Here is a 15,344-nt window from a genome sequence, read left to right as displayed (position 1 = left end):
TCTTTCAGACTCAAGAAAACGGTTCCTGAAACGTATCAAGGCGGTGTATATTCGTCAATAGTTTGGGGCATGAACTATATCTGCAGCAGAGGAAACCACCGTGTCGCACAGCTTGGATGACATCCAAATCAGGGATCCATTCGTACTAACACTGCCCGCCTCCGGGCGGTATCTGCTCTTTGGCAGTACCGACCGGAACATCTGGTCCGGCCAGGCAACGGGTTTCGATTGCTACGGGAGCCGTGACCTGATCCACTGGGAGGGACCAGTGGCAGCCTTCCGCCCGTCCCCCGGATTCTGGAGCCAAGAACAGTACTGGGCTCCCGAAGTGCACCAGTATCAAGGCCGGTTCTTCATGTTTGCCACATTCATTGCACCCGGCCGGCTCCGTGGAACCCAGGTTCTTGCCGCGGAAGCGCCGGAAGGACCGTTCGAACCGTGGAGCGACGGTCCGCTCACTCCGGCAAACTGGCAGTGCCTGGACGGGACCCTACACGTGGACCAGCAAGGGACGCCGTGGATGGTCTTCTGCCACGAATGGAAGCAGGTGCATGACGGCGCCATGATGGCCCAGCGCCTCAGCCCGGACCTGCGGACCGCCGAGGGCGTGCCGGTGTTCCTTTTCAGCGCCTCGGAAGCGCCATGGTCCCGGGCCTTGGATGTTCCGTCCGCAAAGGACCGGGAGTTTCCTGTCCATGTCACCGATGGCCCGTTCTTATTCCGGCTCAGCAGCGGCAAACTGATCATGCTTTGGTCCAGCTTCGGTGACAACGGCTATGCCATGGGCATAGCGCGCAGCACCTCCGGGACTGTGCTTGGCCCGTGGATCCAGGAGGAAGAACCACTGTGGAACACCGACGGCGGCCACGGCATGATCGGCCGCAGGCTCGACGGCGGCTTGTTCCTTACCCTCCACCAACCCAACAAGACTCCGTATGAGCGGGCCGCATTCTTCCCACTGCGGGAGCTTGAAGACACCGTTGTCCTCCAACCAGCAACCCAGGAACGGGATCCGCACCGTGCGTAACAACAAACCCATCGACCGCGAGAAACTCGTCCGGCGCCACAACGTCCGGCAGCACCAGCTCGACCCGCGCAGCCCTGTATCCGTCGGCAACGGCGAATTCGCCTTCACCATGGACCTGACCGGCTTGCAGTCGTTTCCGGGCGCCTATCCCGTTGGCGCACGCGACGAGCTGCCACCGGGGACCCTGCTGGGGACCCAAGCGCAGTGGGGCTGGCACTCCGTTCCCTCCGAGCAGACGCACGACCTTGCAGGTTCCACCGTCATGTATGACTCACCACGGGGTCCTGTCCCCTACGTGGACATGGTGGGCGACATCGTCAACGACCGGGAAACAGGCACGTCAGAAGCAGAAAACTGGTTGCGGGCCAACGCACACCGGTTGGACTTGGGCCGCATCGGACTGCGCTGGCTGGATCACGGCACTGAACGCCCGCTGGACCAGGCGGACATCACAGACGCCGAGCAAACGCTGGACCTGTGGACAGGCGTGGTGACCAGTCGCTTCACACTGGCCGGTTACCCCGTCAAAATCACGACGGCGTGCCACCCGTACCGCGACGAAGTCGCCTTCCGCATTGAGTCGCCCGCCCTCCGGTCCGGCCTGGTAATAGGCGTGGACTTCCCTTACGGTTCCGAAGCTTGGCATGACGCCGCTGACTGGACCAGGCCGGACGCACATTCCACCGTTGTGGGCGTGCCCATGTCCTCTGCCGATGACCAAGGGACAACCGCTTGGCCGGTCTTCCGTGCACTGGACAACTCCCGGTACCAGGCGTTGATCACCGGGCAACGCCTGGGAGTTGAACAGACAGGGCAACACACTATCCGTGTGTCCGCGGAGGACAGGGATCCGGGAGCTCCAGACGTGCTGGACTTCGCCGTCTTTTTCACCCCTTCCGGAGACGGCGACTGCATTCCACGTGGCTCTATCCGCTCAACCCCAGCGGCACCCCAGCCCGGCCTCCAAGCGGCGGCGGGATACGGCGTCGTGCTTTCAACTGCTGGAATCGTCATCGCTGCCTCCGCGCAGTATTGGCCGCAGTTCTGGTCCTCCGGCGGCGCCTTGGAACTGGAGGCCACGGACGATCCCCGGGCGAAGGAACTGGAACGCAGGATTGTGTTGTCGCAATACCTGACAGCGGTCAACTGCGCTGGTTCCTTGCCTCCGCAGGAAACAGGGCTGGTGTGCAACTCGTGGCGTGGCCGCTTCCACCTGGAAATGCATTGGTGGCATGCCGCGCATTTCGCGCACTGGAACCGGGTGGAGCTGCTCCTGCCGTCCCTGCGGTGGTACTCCACAGTCCTGGACAGCGCTCGGCAGACCGCCAAGGCACAGGGTTTGGACGGCGTGCGATGGCCCAAGCAGGTGGGTCCGGACGGCCGGGAAAGCCCCAGCACCATTGGCACCTTCCTCATCTGGCAGCAGCCACACCCGATTTATCTCGCAGAGCTGGTGTATAGGGCCAACCCCAGCCGCGAGGTGCTGGAGGAGTTCGAGGAGATTGTTTTCGAGTCGGCCGCCTTCATGGCCAGCTTCGCGCATCCCACGTCCCGCGGCTTTGAATTGGGTCCTCCACTCGTGCCGGCCCAGGAAAGCTACGGCTCCATCAGGGCTACGGTCGCCAACCCCACCTTCGAGTTGGCGTACTGGCAGTGGGGGCTCAGAACGGCTGCCGCTTGGCGGGAGAGGTTGGGCCTGGAACCGGTGGAGGAATGGTCGGTGGTAGCGGAAGGCATGGTCAAGCCACGGGTGATCGACGACGTGTACGCGGCCATCGACGTCGAGCCGTTCACCATCCGCACCGACCACCCCTCCATGTTGTGCGCACTCGGCGTCCTCCCGCAGACGGACGTGATTGATCCAGCGACCATGCGGGCAACCCTGACGGCTGTGCTTGCCGACTGGGATTGGGGCAGCACGTGGGGCTGGGACTACCCCGTGATGGCCATGACGGCTGCGCGGCTGGAGGACCCGGAAGCTGCGGTGGACGCACTCCTGCTGGACGCCGGGAAGAACACGTTCCTCGCCAATGGACACAACCGCCAAACCGACTCCCTGCCGTTGTATCTTCCCGGCAACGGCGGATTGTTGGCTGCAGTCGCTTTGATGGCAGCGGGTTGGGACAACGGACCTGAGCAGCACGCCCCGGGATTCCCTTCGGACTGGACCGTGAAGTGGGAGGGGCTGGCCAAGGCCCCGTAGCCTCCCGCGTTGCTTTTAGTTGCGGCGGGGACCCACGGCGGCACCCACGAGAGCCCCCAGCCCCACACCGATGAGGATGCCCAGGAAGGGTGAGTTGAAGATCAGCTGCCCAACGACGAGACCTGCCGCAGCACCGACGAGACAGGCGATCCACAGCTGGTTGTTCATACGCGCCTCCCGGGGCCAGAAAAGAGTCAGGTACGGGGCGCTACGCGGCGCGAACCGAGGACCTTCTTGCGGGGCCCCTCCCCCGATTCGGCATCAGCCTCGCGGATCGCCGCCCACGACGCCGAAACAAGGTAAACCTGGCTCACCAGGTTGAACCAGATCAGCAGGCCGATGATGATGGCGAACGACGCCAGGACGGGATTGTTCCCGGACCGGGCGAGGAGCTCGGTGCTGAAGAACTGGAGGACGGTGGTTCCGACCCCGGCCAGCGCCACCCCTTCGAGGAAGGCCTGGCGCCCCAACTTCAGGCCAGCGGCGACACGGAACAGTACTGCCGCCGTCGCGCAGTTCAAAAGGAGCGGAACCACGATCTTGACAGTGGCGGCGATGGGCGCTGCCACCTCCTCGTTTAGCTTCAGCAAGCCGATGAACCAGTCCGCCGCGGTTCCAAAGATCAGCGAGGCTCCGGCGCTGATCACCAGGATGACGCCGAGGAGCAGGAGCGTACCGGCGTCGATGGCCTTCTGCAGGAGCACATTTCGCACCAGGGGGCCAGCGTTCAAAACCCCCCGAAGACCTTCCCTGACGCTGGCAATCCAACCCAGGGACGTGAAAATGGTGACCGCCGCCGCGATGAGCGCCGTCCACCCCAGCCCGGACGGGTTGAGCAGCGTCTGTGGATCCACCAGCCCTTTACCGCCGTCGACCTGCAGGAGCCCTGGAGCGGCGGCGGCCACGCTGCTGATGACGGCGTCTTCGAGGACCGGATTGCCGCCCAGGACGATTCCGGCGATCGCGAAACCGGTAGTGAGGAGACCTGTCACCGAAAAGAACATGTTGAAGCCAATGCCCGCGCTGAGCAAAGGCCCGTGCTGCCGCGAGTAATGCTGGAACGAGCGCATGGCGCGGTTGGTGTTCAGCCTGGCCATGAAAACGGCGAAGAATGCACCTGCCCTGGCCGGGAAGCCCGCGCCGGAGCGCTTGGCGTGGCCTAATTCCTGCCGTTTATGCAGAAGCTCCAGTTTGAGCTTGGTCAGCTCAGTTGGCAGCGGAGGAGCGTCCGCCGCCGTGGCCTGGATCCGCTTGCTGTTCCTCGTCAGTATCGCCGCCAAAGTCGAGCTCTTCCCGTAGCTGCCATATTCCATTGGTGTCGTGCTCGTAAAGTCCCATGCTAACCACTGGGAACGTCGCCCGGTAATCCCTGAGCACCGTTTCGGCCTCATCAAGGTTCTTCTGGGCGACGTCGTGGGCCACCGTGACGTGCGGGTGGTACGGGAAGGGAAGCATCCGCTCAAGCGGGCCGCTTTGCAGCTTCTCGTGCAGCTGCACGCACTCCTCAAAGCCCTCTTCGACGTTGACGAACACCACGGGCGAGACGGGCCGGAAGGAACCAGTACCCGAGATGGTGATGTTGAACGGTTCCTGCGTTTTGGCGACCGCCCGCACATGCTCGCGGGTTGCTGCCCAGTCCTGGGTGGGCGTAGTGGTGATCAGGGTGATGTGCGCAGGAATGACAGCCGCCATGGGATCACCGAACGATGCCCGCCATTCCTGGAGCTCTTGGGCGATCTCAGGCGGGAAGCCGAGAATCACGCCCACGCACATGGTGTCACCGGCACCACAATCGGCGCCGGTGACAGCCGGCTGGCGAGAATCGTCCGGACCGACACCCTTCCGGGCGTCGGTCTCGACGTTGAGCTGGCCAGCAGAGCACATGGGCTTAGCGGACTCCCTGCTCGCCGTGTACGGCGTCTCCGCGGTACGGCAGGAAGCCGACCTTGGAATAGACATCGGCCAGGGTGGCTGAGGCGATCCCGCGGGCCTTGTCCGCGCCGAGGGCCAACAGGCGGTCCAGTTCTGCCGGGTCCGCCAGGAGCTCGTTGGCCCGTTCCCGGATGGGTGCGAGGTGGGTGGAGACGAGCTCGGCGAGGTCCACCTTGAGGTGGCCGTACATCTTGCCCTGGTAGTCGGCCACGATCTTTTCCACGGGTGTGCCGCTGATGGCCGAGTAGATGGTCAGCAGGTTGGAAACACCAGGCTTGTTTTCGCGGTCGTAGCGGATCTCGGTTTCGGTATCCGTGACAGCGGACTTGATGCGCTTGGCCACTGTCTTGGGATCGTCCAGGAGGTTGATCAGCCCGGCCGGTGATTCGGCGGACTTGGACATCTTGGCCGTGGGGTTCTGGAGGTCGTAGATTTTGGCCGATTCCTTCTGGATGAAGGCTTCGGGCACCTGGAACGTCTCGCCAAACCGGCTGTTGAAGCGGTTCGCGAGGTCGCGGCTCAGCTCCACATGCTGGCGCTGGTCTTCACCGACGGGCACGCCGTGCGGCTGGTAAAGCAGGATGTCCGCGGCCTGCAGGATGGGATACGTGAACAGGCCAACGCTCGCGTGGTCCGAGCCCTGCTTTTGTGCCTTGTCCTTGAACTGGGTCATGCGGGCGGCTTCACCCATGCCCGTGATGCAGTTCAGGACCCAGGCCAGCTGGGCGTGCTCGGGAACCTGGGACTGGACGAACAACGTGCACTTGTCCACGTCCACGCCGCCTGCAATGTACTGCGCGGCCGTAACACGGGTGCGGCGGGCCAGCTCGGCCGGATCCTGCGGCACGGTGATGGCGTGGAGATCCGGAATGAAGAACACGGCGTCGTACTCGTCCTGCATCCGGACCCAGTTGACCAAGGCACCCAGATAGTTGCCCAGGTGCAGGGAGTCAGCGGACGGCTGCATGCCTGAGAGAACGCGGTGCTTGGCGCCGACGGCCAGCTTGGTGGACGCTGCGGCGCGTTCTGTGGCGGCGGTGCCGGTTTCAGTCGTGATGGAACTGGTCATGGAGAAAATACCTTCGGAAGCTCAGAGCCGGTAGTCGACTACCAGCGGTGCGTGGTCAGAGAAGCGGGTGTCCCACGAAGGCGCCCGGTCAACAACGGCCGAGAAAGCGGCTGCTGCAAGGCCCGGGGTGGCCAGGTGGTAGTCGATGCGCCAGCCAGTGTCAGTGTCAAAGGCCTTACCGCGCTGGGACCACCAGGTGTAGGGGCCGGCGACATTTCCTGCCAGGCCCCTGTGGACATCCCTCCATCCGATCTCTTCGCCGAGGAAGCGGTCGAAGTATGCCCGCTCCTCGGGGAGGAAGCCGGCACGCTTGACGTTGCCCTTCCAGTTCTTGATGTCGAGTTCTGTGTGTCCGACGTTGAGGTCGCCAACCACCAAGGCATGATCGCTGTGCTTGGCGAGCTCGGGCAGCCTGACGGCCATGGCATCCAGGAAACGGAATTTGTCGTCCTGCTTGGGCGTCCCCACTTCGCCGGAGTGCACGTAGGCGCTGACGACGGAAAGAGTGGTGAAGTCGCCGGCAGCGGTCTGCACGGTGTAATCCGCCTCGACCCAACGGCCTGAGGTATCGAAATAGGAGTCGCCGATCCCGATGCGGGTAGCTGTGGGCTCCTGGCGGGAGGCGATGGCTACTCCGGCCCGGCCCTTGGCTTCAGCCTCGGTGTGGAGGATGTGCCACCCCTCGCCGATCAGCTTCCTGACGATGTCATCAGGGGCCCGCACTTCCTGCAAGCACAGGATGTCAACCTCGCGGGGCTCCAGCCATTCCGCCATGCCGTTCTTGTAGGCAGCCCGCAGGCCATTGACGTTGACTGATGCGATGCGAAGGAAATCCTTCTTCAATGCCGTACTCACCCGGTCCACTCTAGTCGATGATGGTTCCGGCTACGGGCTCCTCCGAGCCACCTGGGGACTTGATCATGTCCCGGGCGTTGGTGGCCGTGATGGCGATGGTTTCCAGTGCCCGGTTGATGGTGTCCTGGTCCGCAGCGGCTCCCTTGGCGCGTTCCTCGTCCACCACACGCACCTGCACCTGGACGATCTTGAAGGAGTGGTCCAACTTGAGGTCGCGGACTTCGTCTGCCTGGCTGCGTTCAGCGACCACGCGGGTGCCGCCATTGTCAGCAACACCCGACGACGGCGCGCGGCCGGTTGCGGAGTTGAATGCCGCTTGCGCTTCGCTCAGCTTCGCCCCGGCCCGCTGCGCGGCCTTGCGAATGCTCAGGACTACGAAGGTGGCCAGAGCCAGCCAGCCGAAGGCCACTGCGGCGACGACCCAGCCCACCACGTCGTTCTTGTTGGCCGCGAAGATGACGGCCACCAGGAAGGCGATGATGACGACAGTCATCCCCAGGCCGCCGATGCGGAAGCCCTTGAACATGCCTTTGCCGGCGGGGGACGTGGACGGGCGCGGGTCACCGAGAGATTGCATGGCTCTATTCTCTCAAAAGACCCATGGTGCCTGTGCCGGCTTCCACGGACGGCGAACACAGAGGCGTCATTTGAGGAACAGTTGGCGCAGCCGTCCGGTGGTCAACATGATCCCGAGCCCGATCATCACCACGTAATACCCCACGTGGATGGCCGTGGCAGGGCTGAACGAGCCCACGCTGATCTGCCGCAGCAACTCCACGCCGTGCCACAGGGGCATGGCTTGGATGAACCACTGGATGACCTGCGGGTAGACGTTCAGCGGGTAGAACGTGGCACTGAACAAGAACATGGGCAGCAGGAAGAAGTTGATCCAGTCCATCTGCTGGAAGGTCTTCATGAAACTGGTAATACCCATGCCGAAGCTCGCAAAGCCAAAAGCGATCAACACCGATGCCGGGATGACCAGGATTGCCCACCAACTGGTCAGCAGCCCCATGACCCCCATGACGGCCGTGAATCCGGTGGCGTACAGCAGGCCCCGCAGCAGGGCCAGGAAGATCTCGCCGATGGCAACGTCGAGCGGCCCCAGCGATGTGTAGAGCATCCCTTGGTAGAGCTTGGCGAAGTTCATCTTGAAGAACACGTTCCAGGTGGAATCGTAGATGGCCCCGTTCATGGCCGAGACCGCCAGCAGGGCGGGCGCAATGTACGCCGCGTAGCTGATCTCTCCGCCTCCCGGGCCCTGCACGGTACCCACAATGGAACCCATCCCCACGCCCATGGCCAGCAGGAACAGCACCGGCTCGAAGAACCCGGACACCATCACCAGCCAAGTGCTCGACTTGGCCGCCATGAGCCCGCGTCCCACAACGGCCCGGGCGTTGCGGGAGTAGAGCGAGCCGAACTTCCTCTCGCGGGCAAGGTCCGTGGCGCTGTGGCCACCGGTAAGGACACTCATGAGCCCATCCTTTTCACGAATTGGCGCCGGACAAGGACCCATCCAATGATGGCCGTCGCCAGCAGGAACACCACGTGCGTGATGGTCAGCAACGGATCCTGGTCCATGCCGTAAGTGAAGACCCTGCCCAACTCCGTTCCGTGCCAAACAGGCGAGATCCATCCGATCCAGCGGACCGCCAGCGGCAAGATATCAAGCGGGAAGAAGGTACCGGAGAACAGGAACAACGGCATCACGATGAACCGCTGGACCAAGGCGAACTGCCCCTTGTCCTGGGTGATGCTCGCGGCGTAGGCCATCAACGGCAGCCCAAAAGACAATGCAGACACTGTGGCAACAAGGGCCGACACCCAACCCAACGGGCCCGGTGCGGCACCGAACAAGGCCACCACCACGAAGTAGACCACCGACTGCAGCAGGAACCGGACCGTGCTGGCCATGATGTGGCCACTGGCGATCTGCTGCGGTATCAACGGTGAAGCATGCGGACCGTAGAACACCCGGCGCCATTTGAAGCCGTCCATGATGGGGTACGAGAACTCTCCCGACGCCGTCATCACCGCTGCGGAAACCAGCAGGGCCGGAGCCACGAACTCCAGGTAGCTGACGCCGCCGAACGCTGCCTCGCTGTTCGCGTCCACCAAGCTGGCGAGCCCAACCCCCATGGCGAACAGGTACGCCACCGGCTGGCCTACGCTGTAAAGGACCACGGACCAGCCGTAATTGCGCATGACGCGCAGAACCTGTTCCGCATAGAAGAAGGAACCCCAGCGTCGTGCCCTGGCAGCCGAAACCTCAGGTGAGTGGGCCCGCAACGGCTGCGCCGCCGTCGTGATCGGTTTACCCGGTGAGTCAGTCAACAAGGCTCCTTCCGGTCAGCCGCAGGAACACGTCCTCCAGCGATGAACGGCGCACCAGCGACGTCATGGGCCGCAGCCCACGCGACGTGACCTGCTCCAACGCGGCCTCGCCGTCGTGCGCGTAGATGAGCACGCGGTCGGGCAGCGTCTCCAGCCGCTCACCGATGCCTTGGAGTTCGACGCCGATTGTTGCGTTCCGCTCGGACCCGAACCTGAGTTCGAGTACTTCGCGCGAGGAGTGCTCGCGGATCAGGTTGGCCGGCGACCCTTCGGCCATGATCCGCCCCTTGTCCACGACGATCAGCCGGTCGCAGAGTTGCTCGGCCTCGTCCATGTAGTGCGTGGTGAGGATCAGCGTCACTCCACTCTCCTTGAGCCGGAAAAGCCTGTCCCAAAGGATGTGGCGGGCCTGCGGGTCAAGGCCTGTGGTGGGCTCATCGAGGAGGAGGATCCGTGGCTCGTTGATGAGCGACCGCGCGATGGTGAGCCGCCTCTTCATGCCACCGGACAGTGCATCCACCTTGGAGTTGGCTTTGTCCGTCAGCTGCGCGAATTCCAGGAGCTCGTCGGCTTTGGGCCGCAGGTAGCTCAACGGGAGCCCGAAGTAGCGCCCGTACACGATCAGGTTTTCGCGGACCCGTAGTTCCTCGTCCAGGTTGTCTTGCTGTGGGACCACGCCCAGGTGCGCCCTCACCTCCGGGCCATGGGACTCGGGGTCCAGGCCCATGATGTTGAGCGATCCGGAGGTGCGCTGGGAGACGCCGCCGATCATCTTCATGGTTGTGGACTTCCCGGCACCGTTGGGCCCCAGAAGGCCGAAGGACTCCCCCGCGGGTACGTCGAAGGAGATGTTGTCCACGGCGGTGAGGTCACCATAGGCCTTGGTGAGGTTCCGGGCGCTGATGACGGTTTGCGGGTTCATGTCGGGGTTGGTTCGCGACGATTCTGATGGTGTCAGGGACTGTGTCGAGGAGCGGATGGCTTCATTGTGCACCCTCAGCAGACTAGTAGCGCCAGGGAATATGTGAAAGGGCTCTTGCAGATATTCCTGCAAGAGCCCTCTCGTTTCAGTTTGCCGGCTGGTCAACTGCCCGGCTGCGAGCGCAACACCTCCAGCCGCTGGCGGAACTCGGTCTCATCGATCTCGCCGCGGGCGTAGCGCTCCCGCAGGACCCCCTCGGCGCCTTGGGTTGCGGCCCAGTGGTGGTTGCGGCGCCACGTACGCCGGCCCACAAAGATGAACAGGCCGATCACGATGATCCAGAACAGCGGGAAGATGATGAAGAACGGCCAGAACGGTCCGTCGCCCCACGGTCCGTGGGTGGCGACGGCGGCTGGCAACTGTGCCACCGCTCCCCCAAGCGTGGTGGTCTCCCCGACGATTGACGTCAATGCGGTGAACATGTGTTTGATCCAAACTCTGCGTCGCCGGTGCCCGGCGTGAACCGTCTTTCGGCTCTGGTTCGAGTCTGCCCGGGAGCGGCAGGTGGGGCGTCCGCCGTCGGGAGTCACCTTGCCGCGGCCGCCTACTCCCGGCGGAGTCCCGCCAGGGGGTCAGCTGCTCCAGCCCGGTTTCACCAGGCCTGATTCGTAGGCAAGGACTACCAGCTGGGACCTGTCGCGGACCATCAGCTTGGTCATGATGCGCGAAACATGGGTCTTGGCGGTGAGCGGTGTGATGAAGAGTCGTTCGGCGATTTCGGCGTTGTTCAGGCCCTCGCCCACCAGGGCCAGGACCTCGCGTTCGCGCTCGGTCACCTGGTCCAGCGGGACCACCTTGCCGGCAGCGCGGCTTTGGGACGCCAACTGGGCCATGATCCGCCGGGTCACCGACGGGGAGAGCAGCGCGTCTCCATCGTGCACCACCCGGACGGCCCGGATGAGCTCAGCCGGTTCCGTGTCCTTGACCAGGAAGCCTGCGGCGCCGACCCGCACGGCTTCGGCAATGTACTCATCCAGCTCGAAGGTGGTGAGGATGATGATGCGCGTGCCGGCCATGGCAGGATCGCCCAGGATTGTGCGGGTGGCGGTGAGGCCGTCGTCGTCCGGCATGCGGATGTCCATGAGGATGACGTCGGGCCTGTCCCGGGCCGCGGCGCGGACAGCCTCGCGGCCGGTGCCTGCCTCACCCACCACCTCCATGTCCGGTTCGGCATCCAGGAGCGCCCGGAAGCCCGCCCGGATGAGGGTCTGGTCGTCGGCCAGGAGGATGCGGATCATGGGCGGGTTCCTTCGTGATGTGTCGGCAAGGTCGCTTGGACTCGCAAGCCCGGCTCAAGGCTGTGAAGCGTGAACGAGCCGCCTAAGGCGACCGCCCTCTCACGCATGCCCGTGAGGCCGTTGCCGGGGAGCGCGCCACCCATGCCCGCGCCGTCGTCGTCAATGGTCACCTCCAGCTCCCTGTCGGTTTGGGCAATGCGTACGACGGCGGACCGGGCGCCTGAGTGCCTGCCGACGTTGGTGAGTGCTTCCTGGATGATCCGGTAGGCGGCTTCCTGCTGGGCGGGGCCAACACCTGGGTGGTCGGCATTGTCCTCCAACGTGACCCGAAGACCACCGACCTGCGCGTTTCGCACCAACTCGGGGACACGGGCCAACGTGGGCCGTGCGGCGGGAGCCAGCGGGACGTCCTCGCGCAGCACGCCCAGGAGCTGGCGTACCTCGGTGAGTGACTCTTTACTGGCGGCCTTGATGGCTTCGAGGGCAGGCCTGAGCTTTTCCGGATCATCAGCACCGACGTGAAGGGCCACGGATGCTTGGACGTTGATCATGGAAAGGGAATGGGCCACGACATCGTGGATATCCCGGGCCAGGGTGAGCCTGTACTCGTCGCGTTCCGCCTTCTGCGCTTCCTCGCGGCGACGACGATATTCGGCGAACCGTTCGCTCCGCCGTCGGAAGCCCTGCCCCAACAGGACCAGGATCACGGCCCACGCGACGCCCGCGGAGGCACGCACCGCCCAGTTCTCGTCGCCGGTCATTGCCGACCCGGCGATGACCGCCGCAGCCGCGATTGCGGCACCTGCCCACGCCTGCCACCGCAGTCCGGCAGCTGCCGTGAGCACGATTGCCAGCGCCAAGGACAACACGATGGGCCCCCAGGCGTAACCCAACACCAAATAGGCCCCTGTGGCGACGAGAGCGAGCGGAAGCATCACCTGGGGAGCGCGTTTCCGGAGGGCCAACCCGGCCGGGCCAGCCAGGAGCAGCAGGATCGCCAGCCCGTCCAAAGGCCGGGGCGCATCCTGGTGGCCTGCGGAAAACAGCGTCCCCACAACCTGGACCACAGCGACCGTGATGACAATGAAACTTGTGGGCGGGCCTGCGAAACGGCGGGGGCCTGCGATGGGCGGTGGCCCCGGACGCCGTGTGGGCTCAGGGGAACGGGGCTGCATACTCAGAGCCTAGCCGTGGTTGTTGTGCGGCGTCGTCGGGTTAACGGAGCAGGGCGCCTACTCCGTGGGGAGTAGGCGCCCTGCTGTGTTCGCGGGAACGCTGTGCTCGCGGAACCTTAGGCGATTCCGGCCTGGCGTTCGGCGCTCTCCACCACGTTGGCGAGGAGCATGGCCCGGGTCATCGGGCCCACGCCGCCCGGGTTCGGGGACAACCAGGCCGCGACGTCGGCAGCTGCCGGGTCCACGTCTCCGGTGACAACAGCCTTGCCGTTGCCGTCGTCCACGCGGCTGACGCCGACGTCGAGCACTATTGCGCCCGGCTTAAGGTCTTCGGCCTTGATCATGTGCGGCACACCGGCGGCAGCAATCACGACGTCGGCCTGCTTGATTTCAGCGGGCAGGTCCACTGTCCCGGTGTGGGCGAGGATGACGGTTGCGTTGACTTCCTTGCGGGTAAGCAGCAAACCGATCGGGCGGCCGATGGTGACACCGCGGCCGACCACCAGGACGCGCTTGCCCTTGAGCTCGATGTTGTGGCGGCGCAGCAGTTCCACACAGCCCTTGGGGGTACAAGGCAGCGGGGACTTCATCTCGCCGTTGACGTTGGCCACCAGGCGGCCAAGGTTCATGGGGTGCAGGCCGTCGGCGTCCTTGTCCGGATCCATGGCCTCGAGGATGACGTCCTGGTCGATGTGCTTGGGCAGCGGAAGCTGGACGATGTAACCGGTGCATTCCGGGTTGTCGTTGAGCTCGCGGACAACCTCCAGCAGGTCCTCCTGGGAGATGTCCTCAGGAAGGTCGCGGCGGATGGACTGGATGCCAACCTCGGCGCAGTCCTTGTGCTTGCCGCCCACATACCAGGTGCTGCCGGGGTCGGAACCCACCAGGATGGTGCCCAGGCCCGGAACAATTCCCTTGGCAGCGAGGACGGAAACGCGGGTGGTCAGTTCTGCCTTGATGGCTGCGGCGGTGGCCTTGCCGTCGAGGATCTGTGCGGTGGACTGTGTCATTCCATCTGCTCTTTCTGGTGGGTGACCTGTTGGCTCATGCCAACGGGACCCACCGCCGTAGATATGGCGGCGGATCCCGTCGGCTCCGGTTCAATGCCCGGGTAATGCGTGTTCAGCCTTAAAGGGGCTGGTTACCACTGCTCGTGCTGCGGGTACAGCGGGAAATCGGCGGCGAGCTTGTCGACGCGGGCCTGGAGGGCTTCTACGTCCGTAGCCGAGCCTGCCTTGAGCGCTGTGGCGATGATCTCCGCAACCTCGGTGAACTCAGTGGCACCGAAACCGCGGGTAGCCAGGGCGGGCGTACCGATGCGGAGGCCGGAGGTGACCATCGGCGGGCGGGGGTCGAACGGAACAGAGTTGCGGTTCACGGTGATGCCAGCCGAGTGCAGGAGGTCTTCGGCCTGCTGGCCGTCCAACTGCGAGTTGCGCAGGTCAACCAGGACCAGGTGCACATCGGTGCCGCCAGTGAGCACCGAGACGCCGGCCTCGGCAACATCGGACTGGCTCAGGCGGTCAGCGATGATCTTTGCGCCCTCGAGGACGCGCTCCTGGCGCTCCTTGAACTCCTCGCCGCCGGCGATCTTGAACGCAACAGCCTTGGCTGCGATCACGTGCATGAGCGGGCCGCCCTGCTGGCCCGGGAAGACGCTGGAGTTGAGCTTCTTGGCCCACTCCTGCTTGCCCAGGATCACACCGGACCGGGGGCCGGCCAGGGTCTTGTGGACCGTGGAGGTGACGACGTCGGAGTACGGCACCGGGCTGGGGTGCAGTCCTGCTGCAACGAGGCCGGCGAAGTGCGCCATGTCCGTCCAGAGAAGCGCGCCAACCTCGTCGGCGATGGAGCGGAAAGCAGCGAAATCGAGGTGGCGCGGGTACGCGGACCAGCCGGCAATGATGACCTGCGGCTTCTCGGCGATGGCCTGCTCACGGAGCTTGTCCATGTCGATCCGGAAGTTGTCTTCTTCAACCTGGTAAGCCGCTACGTTGTAGAGCTTGCCGGAGAAGTTCAGCTTCATGCCGTGGGTCAGGTGTCCACCGTGAGCCAGGGACAGGCCCAGGATCTTGTCGCCCGGGGTGATCATGGCCGAAAGGGCGGCGGCGTTCGCCTGAGCACCGGAGTGCGGCTGGACGTTCGCGTACTCTGCGCCGAAGAGTTCCTTGACGCGGTCGATGGCGAGCTGCTCAGCGACGTCGACATATTCACAACCGCCGTAGTAGCGGCGGCCCGGGTAGCCCTCGGCGTACTTGTTGGTCAGGACAGAGCCCTGGGCCTCCATGACGGCGCGGGGAGCGAAGTTTTCAGAGGCAATCATTTCCAGGGTGCCGCGCTGGCGGCCAAGCTCCTGGTTGAGGACTGCTGCGATCTCGGGATCGAGATCGGCGAGCGACTGGTTGCTGACAGACGCGGAAGTGGTTGTGGTAGTCACGGAGATCTCCTGGCTAGGCAACGGTGGTGCTACAGGTCAGGCTACCGGCAGCAGCATTCCCGCGTCCCGCAAATTACAGAGGGATTGGT

The 15,344-nt window shown here is 64.3% G+C and carries 16 protein-coding genes; 2 read left to right on the top strand and 14 right to left on the bottom strand.

From position 1 onward, the window contains the following. Positions 1-100 precede the first annotated feature (100 nt). Together QRM57_RS07170 and QRM57_RS07165 are read left to right on the top strand one after the other, a co-directional pair. Positions 101-1,027 carry a glycoside hydrolase family 43 protein gene (locus QRM57_RS07170; RefSeq protein WP_284986092.1) on the top strand — a complete coding sequence of 309 codons (927 nt, stop codon included), beginning with the start codon at positions 101-103 and terminating at the stop codon, positions 1,025-1,027. Then, a complete protein-coding gene (locus QRM57_RS07165) occupies positions 936-3,230 on the top strand; it encodes a hypothetical protein (protein ID WP_502868627.1) in 2,295 nt (764 codons plus the stop codon). Before QRM57_RS07170 ends, QRM57_RS07165 begins: the two co-directional genes overlap by 92 nt. Before the next feature lie 15 nt (positions 3,231-3,245). On the opposite strand, the gene QRM57_RS07160 is transcribed toward QRM57_RS07165, so the two are convergent. From QRM57_RS07160 to glyA, 14 genes are all read right to left on the bottom strand, one after another. Beyond that, positions 3,246-3,398, bottom strand: a complete 153-nt coding sequence (locus QRM57_RS07160; RefSeq protein WP_235519229.1) for a DUF1269 domain-containing protein — start codon at positions 3,396-3,398, stop codon at positions 3,246-3,248. Between the two features lie 26 nt (positions 3,399-3,424). After that, positions 3,425-4,510: a YihY/virulence factor BrkB family protein gene (locus QRM57_RS07155; protein ID WP_284986091.1), complete on the bottom strand. Its 1,086-nt coding sequence runs from the start codon at positions 4,508-4,510 to the stop codon at positions 3,425-3,427. Further along, entirely contained in the window at positions 4,437-5,114 is a 678-nt protein-coding gene (locus QRM57_RS07150; RefSeq protein ID WP_284986090.1) for a 2'-5' RNA ligase family protein, read from the bottom strand. Before QRM57_RS07150 ends, QRM57_RS07155 begins: the two co-directional genes overlap by 74 nt. A 4-nt stretch (positions 5,115-5,118) precedes the next feature. Beyond that, positions 5,119-6,231, bottom strand: coding sequence for a tryptophan--tRNA ligase (trpS, locus tag QRM57_RS07145; protein WP_235519221.1), 1,113 nt, complete (start codon positions 6,229-6,231; stop codon positions 5,119-5,121). A gap of 21 nt (positions 6,232-6,252) precedes the next feature. Further along, positions 6,253-7,086, bottom strand: a complete 834-nt coding sequence (locus QRM57_RS07140; protein ID WP_235519220.1) for an exodeoxyribonuclease III — start codon at positions 7,084-7,086, stop codon at positions 6,253-6,255. Between the two features lie 10 nt (positions 7,087-7,096). Continuing rightward, positions 7,097-7,663, bottom strand: coding sequence for a hypothetical protein (locus QRM57_RS07135; protein ID WP_235519219.1), 567 nt, complete (start codon positions 7,661-7,663; stop codon positions 7,097-7,099). A 66-nt stretch (positions 7,664-7,729) separates the two neighbouring features. Next, entirely contained in the window at positions 7,730-8,563 is an 834-nt protein-coding gene (locus QRM57_RS07130) for an ABC transporter permease (RefSeq protein ID WP_284986089.1), read from the bottom strand. Next, positions 8,560-9,423, bottom strand: coding sequence for an ABC transporter permease (locus tag QRM57_RS07125; protein WP_502868626.1), 864 nt, complete (start codon positions 9,421-9,423; stop codon positions 8,560-8,562). Before QRM57_RS07125 ends, QRM57_RS07130 begins: the two co-directional genes overlap by 4 nt. After that, complete coding sequence (locus QRM57_RS07120) at positions 9,416-10,345, bottom strand: ABC transporter ATP-binding protein (protein WP_257368742.1); 930 nt, start codon at positions 10,343-10,345, stop codon at positions 9,416-9,418. Before QRM57_RS07120 ends, QRM57_RS07125 begins: the two co-directional genes overlap by 8 nt. A 161-nt stretch (positions 10,346-10,506) precedes the next feature. Next, entirely contained in the window at positions 10,507-10,827 is a 321-nt protein-coding gene (locus QRM57_RS07115) for an SHOCT domain-containing protein (RefSeq protein ID WP_235519214.1), read from the bottom strand. Between the two features lie 150 nt (positions 10,828-10,977). Beyond that, the gene (locus tag QRM57_RS07110; RefSeq protein WP_284986088.1) at positions 10,978-11,643 is read right to left on the bottom strand and encodes a response regulator transcription factor; all 666 of its coding nucleotides are present in this window, start codon (positions 11,641-11,643) and stop codon (positions 10,978-10,980) included. After that, complete coding sequence (locus tag QRM57_RS07105; RefSeq protein WP_284986087.1) at positions 11,640-12,818, bottom strand: sensor histidine kinase; 1,179 nt, start codon at positions 12,816-12,818, stop codon at positions 11,640-11,642. The genes QRM57_RS07110 and QRM57_RS07105 overlap by 4 nt, the downstream gene beginning before the upstream one ends. 116 nt (positions 12,819-12,934) lie before the next feature. Then, positions 12,935-13,828: a bifunctional methylenetetrahydrofolate dehydrogenase/methenyltetrahydrofolate cyclohydrolase gene (locus QRM57_RS07100; RefSeq protein ID WP_257368745.1), complete on the bottom strand. Its 894-nt coding sequence runs from the start codon at positions 13,826-13,828 to the stop codon at positions 12,935-12,937. Between the two features lie 131 nt (positions 13,829-13,959). Continuing rightward, a complete protein-coding gene (gene glyA, locus QRM57_RS07095) occupies positions 13,960-15,255 on the bottom strand; it encodes a serine hydroxymethyltransferase (RefSeq protein ID WP_284986086.1) in 1,296 nt (431 codons plus the stop codon). Positions 15,256-15,344: the final 89 nt, after the last annotated feature.

Origin of the sequence: Arthrobacter sp. fls2-241-R2A-172, assembly GCF_030208885.1 — a bacterium.
Classification (GTDB): Bacteria; Actinomycetota; Actinomycetes; order Actinomycetales; family Micrococcaceae; genus Arthrobacter.
The sequence above is the reverse complement of the archived record's forward strand: the minus strand, read 5'-3'. Positions and strand labels throughout refer to the sequence as shown.

What these genes read in the sequence shown, in the direction of transcription:
- QRM57_RS07135 (WP_235519219.1), bottom strand. Translation starts at nt 7,663, where the DNA reads ATGCAATCTCTCGGTGACCCGCGCCCGTCCACGTCCCCCGCCGGCAAA.
- QRM57_RS07160 (WP_235519229.1), bottom strand. Translation starts at nt 3,398, where the DNA reads ATGAACAACCAGCTGTGGATCGCCTGTCTCGTCGGTGCTGCGGCAGGT.
- QRM57_RS07105 (WP_284986087.1), bottom strand. Translation starts at nt 12,818, where the DNA reads ATGCAGCCCCGTTCCCCTGAGCCCACACGGCGTCCGGGGCCACCGCCC.
- QRM57_RS07100 (WP_257368745.1), bottom strand. Translation starts at nt 13,828, where the DNA reads ATGACACAGTCCACCGCACAGATCCTCGACGGCAAGGCCACCGCCGCA.
- QRM57_RS07110 (WP_284986088.1), bottom strand. Translation starts at nt 11,643, where the DNA reads ATGATCCGCATCCTCCTGGCCGACGACCAGACCCTCATCCGGGCGGGC.
- QRM57_RS07150 (WP_284986090.1), bottom strand. Translation starts at nt 5,114, where the DNA reads ATGTGCTCTGCTGGCCAGCTCAACGTCGAGACCGACGCCCGGAAGGGT.
- QRM57_RS07165 (WP_502868627.1), top strand. Translation starts at nt 936, where the DNA reads ATGAGCGGGCCGCATTCTTCCCACTGCGGGAGCTTGAAGACACCGTTG.
- QRM57_RS07120 (WP_257368742.1), bottom strand. Translation starts at nt 10,345, where the DNA reads ATGAACCCGCAAACCGTCATCAGCGCCCGGAACCTCACCAAGGCCTAT.
- trpS (WP_235519221.1), bottom strand. Translation starts at nt 6,231, where the DNA reads ATGACCAGTTCCATCACGACTGAAACCGGCACCGCCGCCACAGAACGC.
- QRM57_RS07130 (WP_284986089.1), bottom strand. Translation starts at nt 8,563, where the DNA reads ATGAGTGTCCTTACCGGTGGCCACAGCGCCACGGACCTTGCCCGCGAG.
- QRM57_RS07115 (WP_235519214.1), bottom strand. Translation starts at nt 10,827, where the DNA reads ATGTTCACCGCATTGACGTCAATCGTCGGGGAGACCACCACGCTTGGG.